Source organism: Bacillus cereus group sp. MYBK5-2 (assembly GCF_051915685.1).
Classification (GTDB): Bacteria; Bacillota; Bacilli; order Bacillales; family Bacillaceae_G; genus Bacillus_A; species Bacillus_A cereus.
In genome coordinates, this window is the sequence record NZ_JBQAFE010000016.1 from 1 (window position 1) to 12752 (window position 12752).

Sequence of the window (12752 nt, forward strand, 5' to 3'; positions counted from 1 at the left end):
TGTTTACCTGGCTCAATCAGGTGAACGGTATAAGAGTGCTACCAACACTACTTATACACGCTGTGCTCTTTTGTTTTGTCGTTTTTTTGTATATACGTGAACTTTATATGTTTATATTTAAATACAAAAAATCAAGTTATACATAGGCAAACGATCTTTATTGGAAGTTTAAACACGTCAATTGTACACCCGAGGGAAGTTTTTAAAGAAGCCTTCCGTCGTGCAGCAGCCTCTATCATATGTCTTCATAACCATCCCTCAGGAGATCCCACGCCGAGCCGTGAAGATATTGCAGTAACAAAACGCTTAGTAGAATGCGGCCAGATTATCGGAATTGAAGTGCTTGATCATATTATAATAGGTGACCATAAATTCGTGAGTTTAAAGGAAAAAGGTCATATTTAAGACTATGCTTTTTACTTATTTTGTTTTATAATGTGATTTATGAGTTTTTTGTAGAAATTTATCTACAAAAAGGATAAAGATATAAAAAACGTACTGTTTTTATAATATAAAGTAAGAAAAAATGAGTCCGTGAAAACAAGAAAGGAAGATAAATAATATGTTTGGATTTGGTGGATTTACTCGCGATCTTGGAATAGACTTAGGAACTGCGAACACGCTTGTATATGTAAAAGGAAAAGGTGTAGTTTTACGTGAACCTTCAGTAGTTGCGTTACAAACTGATACGAAACAAATCGTTGCTGTAGGTAGCGATGCAAAACAAATGATTGGTCGTACACCAGGGAACGTTGTGGCACTTCGCCCGATGAAAGACGGTGTAATTGCTGATTATGAAACAACTGCAACAATGATGAAATATTACATTCAACAAGCTCAAAAATCAAACGGTTTCTTCTCACGTAAGCCGTATGTAATGGTATGTGTACCATCTGGTATTACAGCTGTAGAAAGACGTGCAGTAATCGATGCGACTCGTCAAGCGGGTGCTCGTGATGCTTATCCTATCGAAGAGCCATTTGCAGCAGCAATTGGTGCAAACTTACCTGTTTGGGAACCAACTGGTAGTATGGTTGTTGATATCGGTGGCGGTACAACAGAAGTTGCAATTATTTCTCTAGGTGGTATTGTAACAAGCCAGTCAGTCCGTGTTGCTGGTGATGATATGGACGATTCAATCATTCAGTACATTAAGAAAAGCTATAACTTAATGATCGGTGAAAGAACAGCTGAAGCATTAAAATTAGAAATTGGTTCTGCAGGCGAGCCAGAAGGTATCGAGCCTATGGAAATTCGCGGTCGTGATTTAGTAAGTGGTTTACCAAAAACAGTACTAATTCAGCCAGAAGAAATTGCAGATGCATTAAAAGATACAGTAGATGCGATTGTAGAATCAGTTAAAAATACGTTAGAAAAAACTCCACCTGAATTAGCGGCTGATATTATGGACCGCGGTATCGTATTAACAGGTGGCGGGGCATTACTACGTAATTTAGATAAAGTAATTAGTGAAGAAACGAAAATGCCAGTTCTTGTTGCAGAAGATCCATTAGATTGCGTAGCAATTGGAACAGGTAAAGCATTAGACAATATCGATCTTTTCAAAACTGCTGCTCGATAATATTGCAAAATAAAAATCAGTGAAATTAAGAGGGTGTGAACGTGCCACAGTTTTTCTTAAACAAAAGATTAATTGTTTTGTTGGTTAGTATTATTCTTCTCGTGGCATTGATTGGAATCTCATTGAAAGAACGGAACAGTTTAACATGGCCAGAGCAGTTTGTTAAAGATACTGTCGGTGTTGTAGAACGTGTATTCCAAAAGCCAGCGAAATACGTAGCTGGATTCTTCGAAAATGTAGAGGATGTAAAGCGCACGTATGAAGAGAATAAAGAATTAAAAGCAAAATTAGATAATTATGCAGGTCTATCAGGGAAAGTAAAACAATTAGAAGATGATAACAAGAAGTTACAAGAGCTAACTGGTAAAAAAGAGTTAAATAGCGGGTATACTGAAATTCCAGCTACTGTTGTTTCTCGTAATCCAGATAAATGGTACGATTTAATTGGAATTGATAAAGGGGCACAGCAAGGAATTAAAAAAGATATGGCTGTAGTAACTTCACAAGGGTTAGTTGGAAGAGTGAAAAGTGTATCTCAATTTACATCATCAGTAGAATTACTAAGTTCTATGAGCCGAACAAATCGCGTTTCTGCTATTGTACAAGGGCAAGAGAAAATCTTTGGATTGATTGAAGGTTATGACAAAGAAAAGCAATTACTTCTTTTCACAAAGATTGGCTCTGATGCACCGGTAGAGAAAGATCAACTAGTTGTAACATCTGGACTGGGTGATATTTTCCCGAAAGGTCTTGTAATTGGAAAAATCGTTGAAGTTCAGCCGGATGCATATGGCTTAACAAAAACAGCTTATGTAAAACCTGCCGCTGATTTAAATGACGTAGAGCATATTACGGTTGCTAAACGTGCAACACCTTCAGCGCCATTAGAATAGGAGGAGAAGAAGAGATGATGAAGATATTAAAAAGAGCAGCTCTTCCTCTTTTGCTCCTTTTTGTGTTTCTATTTGAAAATATGTTTGCTACTGTTGTTCCAACGGATGTGTTTTGGAAAGACAGCATAGCAGCACCGCATTTCTTTATAATCGTCTTATGTTTTATTACAGTGTATTATAGTCCGGTCCAAGGGATTTATTACGGACTATTATTTGGCTTCTTATTTGATACCGTATACACAGAACTTGTCGGGATATATATTTTTGCTTATCCGATTTTAGCTTATTTAGTATATAGTGTGATGAAAGTACTACAATTGAATTTATTTATTGTTGTTTCTATCATATTAGCTAGCGTTGTAGCACTAGAGTATTATGTGTATGGATTCTTAACTTTATTAGGACGTACTCATATGCCAGCGTATGTCTTTTTCACAGATCGTCTCCTTTCTACTTTATTGTTAAATGCTATTTTCTTATTGATAGTTTGTTTCCCACTGAGACGATATATAGTGCGTCTTTCAAAAGCGATGGAAGAAAAAGAAAAAAGGATTTTCTAATTTTATGTCGAATTGAATCGGTGGGGTGAACTTTAGTGGAAGAAAAAAAGCAACAAAATGTAACGATAAAAGGGACAAAAGATGGGATAACGCTTCATTTAGATGATTGTTGTTCATTCTCAGAATTATTGATGGAATTAGACGAAAAACTTTCTACACATTACTACGATGGTGATGGGCGCTCTTTAATTGAAGTGCATGTGAAAGTAGGAAATCGTTATTTAACAGAAGTCCAACAAGAAGAGATTCGTACGTTAATTCGTAATAAAAAGAATCTTGTTGTGGATTCAATTGAAAGTGATGTTATCACTAAAGCAGAAGCAATAGCTTGGAAAGAAGAAACAGAAATTGTCCCTATTTCCAAAATTGTTCGCTCTGGACAAGTTTTACATGTAAAAGGAAATTTGTTGTTAATTGGAGATGTTAATCCAGGCGGAACGGTTATCGCTGGGGGGAATATTTTTGTCGTAGGATCATTAAGAGGAATTGCACATGCTGGGTATTATGGGGATTCGGATGCTGTAATCGCTGCATCTGTTATGAACCCGATGCAACTTCGAATTAGTGATGTGGCAATGCGGGCTCCGGAAGAGAAAGAAGACGGAGCGGAGGCGGCAGAATGTGCGTATATTAATGAGAACAATCACATTGTTGTCGATCGCCTGCAACTTCTCACTCATCTTAGACCTAATTTAACAAAGTTAGAAAGGGGAATTGTATAGCTGTGGGAGAGGCAATAGTAATTACATCTGGAAAAGGCGGAGTAGGTAAAACTACTACATCTGCGAACATTGGTACGGCCCTAGCGTTATCTGGAAAGAAAGTGTGCTTAATTGACACAGATATCGGTCTTCGAAATTTAGACGTAGTAATGGGGCTGGAAAATCGTATTGTATTTGATCTTGTTGATGTCGTTGAAGGGCGTTGCCGTTTACCTCAGGCTCTTATTAAAGACAAACGTTTTGATGATCTTTATTTATTACCTGCAGCACAAACGAGTGATAAATCAGCGGTAACACCTGAACAAATGGATGAATTAATACAAGTATTACGTCAAGATTATGATTACATATTAATTGATTGTCCTGCGGGGATTGAGCAGGGATTTAAAAATGCGGTAGCTGGTGCGGATAAAGCAATCGTTGTTACGACTCCAGAAGTATCCTCAATGCGCGATGCGGATCGTATTATTGGGCTTTTAGAAAAAGAGGATATTGAACCACCCAAACTTGTTATTAACCGTGTACGTAGTCATATGCTTCATGAACAGGATATGTTAGATGTTGATGAAATTGTACGTACATTGTCAATCGAGCTTCTTGGTGTTGTCGAAGATGACGATGAAGTTATTCGAGCTACAAATACAGGTGAACCTGTGGCGTTGCAACCAAGCGGAAAAGCAGCGTTGGCTTATCGTAATATTGCAAGACGCTTGTTAGGTGAGAATGTACCATTACAAGCATTTGAACAAGAAAAGGTATCGGTATTTGCAAAGGTGAAAAACTTCTTTGGAATCCGTTAAGAGCACTTCGCACATATGCGAGGTGCTTTCTTTTTTCTTCACACGAATATCTTTCTTTCTTAGCTCATACATATGTACAAACTGTATACAACTGTTTCTAAATGAAATTAGCTTAACGAAAGAAAGGAGACAGTATGAAGAATAGACGCGTAGAAGAAATTAAAAAGCGGATTGCAAAAAGGAAGGCCGAGCAAGAAAGGATGGAGGAAGAGCAGTATTTTAACGGAGGGAATTTTGATAGTGAAGCAGTATTTATTGAAGATGGAGAAAAGGAAATGCATCCCTTATTTCGAAAGGAAGTCTTTTTCTTCAAAGTTTTATTATCAGCAATATTAGTTCTTTCGGTTGCTATTTTATATAAGAATGCTCCTTCTTCATTCAATGGGGCTAAAGCTGTTACAGAAAAAGTGATGAAAGAGGAATTTCAGTTTGCTACTGTAGCGAAATGGTACGAAAAGCAATTTGGAAAACCGCTTGTATTCTATTCGCCGAACGAGAAAAAAGAAGGAAGTATTCAGCAAAAAGATTATGCAATTCCTGCTTCTGGAAAAGTAATGCAAGGGTTTCAAAAAAATGGCCAAGGTGTATTTGTCCAAACAGCTACAAATGCAAAAGTGGAGTCAGTAAATGAAGGGTTAGTTGTTTTTGCAGGCAAGAAAGAGGAACTTGGAAATACAGTTCAAATTCAACATGCAGATGGTACGGAGTCATGGTATGCAAACTTAAACGATATGTCAGTGAAATTATATGATTACGTTTCAAAGAAACAAAAAATTGGAACGGTGAGTAATGATACAAATGATAAAAATGGAAAGTTTTATTTCGCGATAAAAAAGAATGAGAAATTTATTGATCCGATCCAGGTGATATCATTTGATTAAATATAGGGACGTTTTAACGAAAATTTCCGTGCATCCATTATTTTGGGTTATTATTGTCATTGGTATTTTTACTGCGCGTTTTAAAGAGTTACTACTGTTATTTTGTATTGTTCTTATTCATGAACTTGGGCATGCTTTTGCAGCAGCACACTATAATTGGCGTATAAAAAGAATTCAGCTTTTGCCGTTTGGTGGCGTTGCCGAGCTTGAGGAACATGGTAATAAGTCATTGAAAGAGGAACTTGTTGTCGTAATTGCAGGACCGATTCAACATGTTTGGATGATGCTGGTAGGTTATATGTTGTTCAAAGCTGGTTGGCTGAATGCAGATTTATATTATTTCTTTATGTGGAATAATATAATTATTTTAGCATTCAATTTACTTCCTATTTGGCCGTTAGATGGCGGGAAAGTATTGTTTAATGTATTATCATATCGTTTCCCTTATTTACAAGCACATGAAAAGATGATGCAATTGTCATGTGTTTTTTTTAGTGTAATATTAGGATGGCAGTTACTTTGGAATAGTAACAATATTATGATGTGGGTACTACTCATATTTTTAGCAGTGTCATTATATCAAGAGTGGAAACAAAGACGGTATGCATTTATGCGTTTTTTATTAGAACGTTATTATGGAAACAAAAGAGGAATCGAAAAGATTGCACCTATTGAAGTGCAAACGGAAGATCGTTTATATACGATCTTCACAAAATTTCGTAGAGGATATAAGCATTCTATTATCGTCCGTGGAAAATATAAAGAGCATTACACATTGGATGAAAATGAATTGCTCTATGCATATTTTACTGAAAAACGAACAACTTCATCAGTTGAAGAATTAATCGGTTAGTGTTGACGATAGCACTAACCTTTTATTATTGTAAAAGCAAAGAAGATTATAAAGTGAGGAAATAATTTTGAAAACGTTATATGTGAATTACGCTGGTTCGGAAAAGCGCGTTGCAATTGAAGAGAAGAAAAAGATTGTTGAGTTTTTATGGAAACGTAATGAAGAGCAAGAGATTGTTGGGCATATTTATGTTGGACGTGTCGTAAGAACAATTGCTGGAATGAATGCAGCTTTTGTAAACATCGGTTTAGAAAAACATGCTTACCTTTCATACGATGATGTACCATCTTCTTATCGTATACATGAAGGGCAAGCGATACTCGTACAAGTTGTGAAAGAGGCAATTGATACGAAAGGGCCTAAATTGACAGCGAATATAGAATTTACCGGGAAATATGTCGTTTATATGCCGTTTGATGAGATGCGCGCTGTTTCTCGAAAAATAAAAAATAATAAAAGAAGACAACAGTTACTCCAAATTGAAATAGAGGGAACGGGGGGGTACATTTTCCGTTCTGCTTCTGAAAAAGGAGCAATTGAAGAAATACAAGCTGAAATGCAAGGATTACAACAGTTGTATGAAGAGTTAAAAAGAAAAGAGGGTCAAGGAAAGGTGCCGTTATTACTTCATCGACCGGCGACCTTTTTAGATCGTGTATTTCAAGAGAACCCAATTGAAACAATTGAAAAAGTAGTTGTAGATACAAGAAGTATAGTAAAGGAATTAGAAGACAAAGTTGGAAAAGAAAAAGTATCTTTTTATAATGAAAAGTCTTCGATGTTTAACCATTTTGGAATAGAGCGTGAGATTGAGAAAGCACTCCAAAAAATTGTTTGGCTTCCAAATGGTGCTTATTTAATTGTAGAACAAATGGAGACGATGACTGTAATTGATGTGAATACGGGCAAGTTTACGGGAAAACAAAATTTACAAGATACAGTACTTCGCACAAATGAGCTAGCCGCTGAAGAAATTGCACGCCAATTAAGACTTCGTGATATTGGTGGTATGATATTAATTGATTTTATTAATATGAAAAAAAGAGAAGATAAAGAAAAGGTAAGAGAATGTCTCATAGCTGCTATGCAAGATGACCGAACATATACAAGGGTGCTCGGTTTTACGGAGCTAGGGATTTTGGAAATGACACGTAAACGTAAAAAGCATTCTTTACGGGACGTATTATTAAAAGAGTGTGTACCTTGCAAAGCGACGGGTTATGTGATGTCGCATGAAACAATTGCGTATGAGTTAGAGAGAGAACTAATCACATATGGCAATATAGAAGATGAAGCAGTATTAATCGCTGCGCCTAAAGAACTGCAAAAACAGTTTTTGCAAAAAGGATTACAAAAAAATATTCCATTTGAAATTTATTTCAAAGATGATATTATCGAAAAGTATGCTATCGTTCGTTTTGGAAGTAAAAAAGAAATTGTAGAACGGAAAAAATAGTTAGCAGAACATTTATTGACAACCGTCTATGATTCATGATAACATCTTTATGTTATAGTTTATAGCACCTAAACGGCTATATGCTACAACCGCACAAGACAGGTTCCCTAAAGGCATTTATGTCTACCTCGTTTTTGGCGAGTCTTAGTAATTAAGAGGAGGTGCAAGTATGTACGCAATTATCGAAACAGGTGGAAAACAAATTAAAGTTGAAGCTGGTCAAGCAATCTACATTGAAAAATTAGATGTTGAAGCTGGTGAAACTGTTACTTTTGACAAAGTTCTTTTCGTTGGTGGCGAAAACGTTAAAGTTGGTAGCCCAGTTGTAGAAGGTGCAACAGTTACTGCGAAAGTTGAAAAACAAGGTCGCGCTAAGAAAATCATCGTTTTCAAATACAAAGCGAAAAAGAACAATCGTAAGAAACAAGGTCATCGTCAACCTTACACTAAGCTAGTTGTTGAAGCTATCAACGCTTAATTCTGGTTAACATGATTAAAATTACGATAAGTCGCACGAAATTAGGAAGTATCCAATCATTTAAAATGACTGGACATGCCGATTATGCGCCACATGGACAAGACCTTGTCTGTGCTGGAACTACAGCGGTTGTGTTTGGTTCTATAAATGCAGTGGAAGAACTTTGTAATGTGCAAGCAACTATTGAACTCGGAAGTGATGGCGGATTCTTAACGTATGAATTGCCTAATGATTTAGACGTTCATGCAGCAGAAAAAGCACAAACGCTTTTAGAAGGATTAGTTGTTTCGCTTAAGACGATCGAACTTGATTACGGAAAGTATATCCGTTTAATAGAAAAAGTGCAGGAGGTGTAACGTATGTTAAGATTAGATCTTCAGTTTTTCGCATCTAAGAAAGGTGTAGGTAGTACAAAGAACGGTCGTGACTCTCAGTCAAAACGTCTTGGTGCTAAACGCGCAGATGGTCAAACGGTTACAGGTGGTTCAATTCTTTACCGTCAACGCGGTACAAAAATTTATCCAGGTGTTAACGTTGGTCGTGGTGGCGATGACACTTTATACGCGAAAGTTGACGGCGTAGTACGCTTTGAGCGTCTTGGTCGTGACCGCAAACAAGTGAGCGTATATCCTGTTGCTCAAGAAGCATAAGAACTCACGGAAAACTCTAACCTGAGTGCAGGTTAGAGTTTTTCTATATTAAGGGGTATCTAAATGAATGAAAAATGGACAATTATAGATGCATTGCGCCATTCAAGACATGATTGGCTCAATCGTATGCAGATGGTGAAAGGAAACCTTTCCCTTGGAAAAGTGGAAGAAATTCATAGTCTCATCGATCGTTTTGTCCAAGAAGCGAGACAAGAATCCAATCTGATGGGGCTATCAATGCCTTTATTTTCAGAGTGGATTTTAACATATAATTGGAAACAGCAGCCGTGCTTATTGGAGTACGAAGTATTAGGGAAATTACATAACTTATCTCACTTAGATGAGACTGTATGTACATGGACGAATCAATTTTTCTCGATGCTTCAGCATAGTTTAGACGTATATGTTGAAAATTATGTTTGTATCACAATTGAATGTGACGCGGATAATGCTCGTTTCTTTTTTGATTTTCGTGGTAAGCTAACGAGTGTAGAAGAACTACAGAATTGGCTTGCGACCCAAAACAATAAATGGTATTCCATTTCTTATACAGTGCGAGACGAAGAAGTCTCAGTTATATTACAACCAATTGAAAAAAGTGTGGTGAAATAATGTTTGTAGATCAGGTCAAGATATATGTAAAAGGCGGCGACGGTGGTAATGGTATGGTTGCGTATCGTCGTGAGAAGTATGTACCAAAAGGTGGCCCAGCAGGTGGCGACGGAGGTAAAGGTGCAGATGTTGTTTTCGTAGTTGAGGAAGGCTTACGTACATTAATGGACTTCCGCTACCAACGTCATTTCAAAGCTGATCGCGGTCAGCACGGAATGAGTAAAGGTCAGCACGGACGTAAATCTGAAGATTTACTTGTAAAGGTTCCGCCAGGAACAGTAGTAAAAGATGAAAAAACTGGTCAAATTCTTGCCGATTTAGTAACGCATGGACAAACTGCTGTAATTGCAAAAGGTGGCCGTGGTGGCCGTGGTAACTCACGTTTCGCAACAGCTACGAACCCAGCGCCAGAAATCGCTGAGAACGGGGAACCAGGTCAAGAGCGTGATGTTATTCTAGAACTTAAAGTACTAGCAGACGTTGGACTTGTTGGATTCCCAAGTGTAGGTAAATCTACATTATTATCTGTTGTATCATCAGCGCGTCCGAAAATTGCAGAGTATCACTTCACAACAATCGTTCCGAATCTTGGTGTTGTTGAAACTGGTGATAACCGCAGCTTCGTTATGGCTGACCTTCCAGGACTAATTGAAGGCGCACATGCTGGCGTCGGACTTGGACACCAATTCTTACGTCATATTGAGCGTACACGTGTAATCGTGCATGTTATTGATATGTCTGGTTTAGAAGGCCGTGATCCATATGAAGATTACGTAACGATTAATAATGAATTGAAAGAATACAATCTTCGCTTAACTGAGCGTCCGCAAGTTGTTGTTGCAAACAAAATGGATATGCCAGATGCAGAAGAAAACTTACAAGCATTTAAAGAGAAAGTGGGAGACGAAGTAAAAATCTTCCCAATCTCAGCTGTAACAAGACAAGGTGTTCGTGACTTACTGTTTGAAGTAGCGAACTTAATAGAAACAACACCAGAATTCCCAATACATGAAGTTGCGGATGAGTCTGATACAAGTGTAATGTACAAATTTGATACTGAAGGTGTTAAATTTGAAATTACACGTGAAAGTGATGGCACGTTTGTTATCTCTGGTTACGATATCGAGAAAACATTCAAGATGACAGACTTCTCACGTGATGAATCTGTACGTCGTTTCGCTCGTCAAATGCGCGGAATGGGTATTGATGAAGCGCTTCGTGCACGTGGTGCAAAAGACGGAGATATTGTAAAAATTCTTGAATATGAATTTGAATTTATCGATTAAGACTGCCGAAATACGGCAGTCTTTTTTTATATCGTAAAAATCGGATTTGTATAGGAAAAAATCCCCACTAATTAAATTTTCAATTTATAATGGGAAAAGGAGTAAATGTAGAAGAATTCTTTTATGGGGAGAAAAAGAACATGTATAAAATATTAATTGTAGAAGATGATGAGAAAATTGCGGGAATATTAGAGGAGCATTTAGAAAGGTATGGCTATCAATCATTTAGAGCAAGTGATTTACGTCATATAAAAGATGAGTTTGTAAAAATAAATCCTCATCTTGTGTTACTTGATATTAATTTACCGTACTTTGACGGTTTTTATTGGTGTCGTCAAATTCGTACTGTATCGAATGCGCCGATTATTTTTGTTTCTGCAAGAACAGGGGAAATGGATCAAGTAATGGCGATTGAAAATGGCGGCGATGATTATATTACGAAGCCATTCCATTTAGATATCGTAATGGCAAAGGTGAAGAGTGCGCTTCGCCGTGGCTACGGAGAGTATGCCTCTGCTGCTGAGAGTGATTGTTTAGGTGTAAATGGACTGTTGTTATTCCCGTCTCAGCATATTGTTGAGTGGCAAGGACAACAAACTGAACTGACAAAAAATGAGTTTTACTTATTGGAGTGTTTAATGAAACAGGTGAATCAATATGTAACGCGCGAAGAACTGTTAGAAGCTCTATGGGATGAAGTAGCATTTGTGGATGATAATACATTAACCGTAAATGTAAAACGTGTAAGGAAGAAACTAGAGGAGTTAGGCATTAAAAATGCAATTGTAACGAAACGTGGATATGGTTATGCGCTTCTTACGGAGTGGGGCGAAGGGCATGAAGGTTAAAAATTACCTCATGGACCGCTTTTCTTTAATTCTTTCTTACATTGTTAGCCTTTGTTTATTTGGGCTCGTTTTACAGTTGCAAAGTCTTTTAGAAAAGAAATCCATTGATTGGAGTACGTGGTTATATGGACTTTTATTAGGAACAGTTGTGTTTACTGTATACCTCATTTACGATTACCGAAAACGGAGTGTGTTTTTAAAGAGGATCGAAAAGTATGTTACTGGTGGAAATACATTACATGACTCTTTACTTATTGATGAATCTTATACATCAGATCAAGAAATGGTCGTTGAATCTTTTACGTTATTAAGACAGCAATATATGAATGAAGTTCATAAACAGCATGCGAAAGAGCAACAGCAAATGATATTTATGAACCAATGGATTCACCAAATGAAAACACCAGTATCTGTTATTGAATTATTGCTGCAAAAGTTTGGCAAAGAGCATCGTGAGGCAAGAGCAACAGTTGAAAGTATTCGTGAAGAAAATAACCGTATACTAAATGGTTTAGATTTAGCGTTACATATGGCAAGACTAGAGCAGTTTGCGAAAGATTATAAGGTAGAAGTAGTAAATGTTATAGATGTCGTGCGAGGTATTATTAATGAAAATCGGAAATCCTTCATTCAATCGTCTGTATTTCCGAAAGTGATGTTTGAAGAAGATACTTGTATGGTTGCCTCTGATAGAAAATGGCTAAGTATTGCTATAGGTCAAATTGTTGTAAACGCAATTAAGTATACAAAAATTTCAGCGGCAGAGAAAAAAGAAATTCAATTTCAAATTGAAGAGAAAGACCAAAAGGTGTTATTACATATTAAGGACAATGGAATCGGTATTCCAGAGCAAGATGTAAAGCGCATATTTGATCCATTCTTTACGGGGGTAAATGGCCGTAAAACGAGAGAAGCGACTGGAATGGGTTTATATATTACGAAGGAAATTTGCGATAATTTACATCATGGAATGTATGTCCAATCGGCTGAAGGAGAAGGGACAACATTCACGTTCCAATTTGCAAAAGATGAAGAATATCATACATTGATGAGAAAAATGACAAAACTGTAAGATAACAAAACGTTTTGTAAGGGAAATCACTCGTTTCTTTTTCTTATTTTTCTTATAGT

Annotated in this window: 15 protein-coding genes, 1 pseudogene and 1 other annotated feature; all 16 genes and pseudogenes read left to right on the top strand. The window is 37.0% G+C overall.

The genetic code is table 11. The features are described 5' to 3' along the window. Positions 1-102: 102 nt before the first annotated feature. Positions 103-405 (top strand): annotated as a pseudogene (gene radC, locus ACTFP3_RS28410) (RadC family protein); the annotation flags it as partial. Between the two features lie 157 nt (positions 406-562). Continuing rightward, the gene (gene mreB, locus ACTFP3_RS28415; protein WP_000466736.1) at positions 563-1582 is read left to right on the top strand and encodes a cell shape-determining protein MreB; all 1020 of its coding nucleotides are present in this window, start codon (positions 563-565) and stop codon (positions 1580-1582) included. Positions 1583-1623: 41 nt separating this feature from the next. Beyond that, positions 1624-2475, top strand: a complete 852-nt coding sequence (gene mreC / locus ACTFP3_RS28420) for a rod shape-determining protein MreC (protein ID WP_001135488.1) — start codon at positions 1624-1626, stop codon at positions 2473-2475. Positions 2476-2489: 14 nt separating this feature from the next. After that, complete coding sequence (gene mreD / locus ACTFP3_RS28425) at positions 2490-3035, top strand: rod shape-determining protein MreD (RefSeq protein WP_000975766.1); 546 nt, start codon at positions 2490-2492, stop codon at positions 3033-3035. Between the two features lie 35 nt (positions 3036-3070). Then, on the top strand, positions 3071-3757 hold the full coding sequence (gene minC, locus ACTFP3_RS28430) for a septum site-determining protein MinC (protein ID WP_000391521.1): 687 nt from the start codon (positions 3071-3073) through the stop codon (positions 3755-3757). Between the two features lie 2 nt (positions 3758-3759). Continuing rightward, a complete protein-coding gene (gene minD / locus ACTFP3_RS28435) occupies positions 3760-4557 on the top strand; it encodes a septum site-determining protein MinD (protein ID WP_000503309.1) in 798 nt (265 codons plus the stop codon). A 134-nt stretch (positions 4558-4691) separates the two neighbouring features. Further along, entirely contained in the window at positions 4692-5438 is a 747-nt protein-coding gene (spoIVFA, locus tag ACTFP3_RS28440; RefSeq protein WP_000797471.1) for a stage IV sporulation protein SpoIVFA, read from the top strand. Next, a complete protein-coding gene (gene spoIVFB, locus ACTFP3_RS28445) occupies positions 5431-6291 on the top strand; it encodes a stage IV sporulation intramembrane metalloprotease SpoIVFB (RefSeq protein WP_000599058.1) in 861 nt (286 codons plus the stop codon). The genes spoIVFA and spoIVFB overlap by 8 nt, the downstream gene beginning before the upstream one ends. A gap of 67 nt (positions 6292-6358) precedes the next feature. After that, the gene (locus tag ACTFP3_RS28450; RefSeq protein ID WP_000855491.1) at positions 6359-7747 is read left to right on the top strand and encodes an Rne/Rng family ribonuclease; all 1389 of its coding nucleotides are present in this window, start codon (positions 6359-6361) and stop codon (positions 7745-7747) included. 77 nt (positions 7748-7824) lie between these two features. After that, positions 7825-7902: a sequence feature (ribosomal protein L21 leader region), on the top strand. A 14-nt stretch (positions 7903-7916) separates the two neighbouring features. Continuing rightward, positions 7917-8225: a 50S ribosomal protein L21 gene (rplU, locus tag ACTFP3_RS28455; protein ID WP_000270907.1), complete on the top strand. Its 309-nt coding sequence runs from the start codon at positions 7917-7919 to the stop codon at positions 8223-8225. An 11-nt stretch (positions 8226-8236) separates the two neighbouring features. After that, positions 8237-8581, top strand: a complete 345-nt coding sequence (locus tag ACTFP3_RS28460) for a ribosomal-processing cysteine protease Prp (protein WP_001973720.1) — start codon at positions 8237-8239, stop codon at positions 8579-8581. A gap of 3 nt (positions 8582-8584) precedes the next feature. After that, on the top strand, positions 8585-8875 hold the full coding sequence (gene rpmA / locus ACTFP3_RS28465) for a 50S ribosomal protein L27 (protein WP_000944958.1): 291 nt from the start codon (positions 8585-8587) through the stop codon (positions 8873-8875). Positions 8876-8938: 63 nt separating this feature from the next. Continuing rightward, complete coding sequence (locus ACTFP3_RS28470; protein WP_001003584.1) at positions 8939-9487, top strand: sporulation initiation phosphotransferase B; 549 nt, start codon at positions 8939-8941, stop codon at positions 9485-9487. Next, a complete protein-coding gene (obgE, locus tag ACTFP3_RS28475) occupies positions 9487-10773 on the top strand; it encodes a GTPase ObgE (protein WP_000497128.1) in 1287 nt (428 codons plus the stop codon). The genes ACTFP3_RS28470 and obgE overlap by 1 nt, the downstream gene beginning before the upstream one ends. A 140-nt stretch (positions 10774-10913) precedes the next feature. Continuing rightward, positions 10914-11621 carry a response regulator transcription factor gene (locus ACTFP3_RS28480; protein ID WP_002082113.1) on the top strand — a complete coding sequence of 236 codons (708 nt, stop codon included), beginning with the start codon at positions 10914-10916 and terminating at the stop codon, positions 11619-11621. After that, positions 11611-12693, top strand: coding sequence for a HAMP domain-containing histidine kinase (locus ACTFP3_RS28485; protein WP_086389518.1), 1083 nt, complete (start codon positions 11611-11613; stop codon positions 12691-12693). Before ACTFP3_RS28480 ends, ACTFP3_RS28485 begins: the two co-directional genes overlap by 11 nt. Positions 12694-12752: the final 59 nt, after the last annotated feature.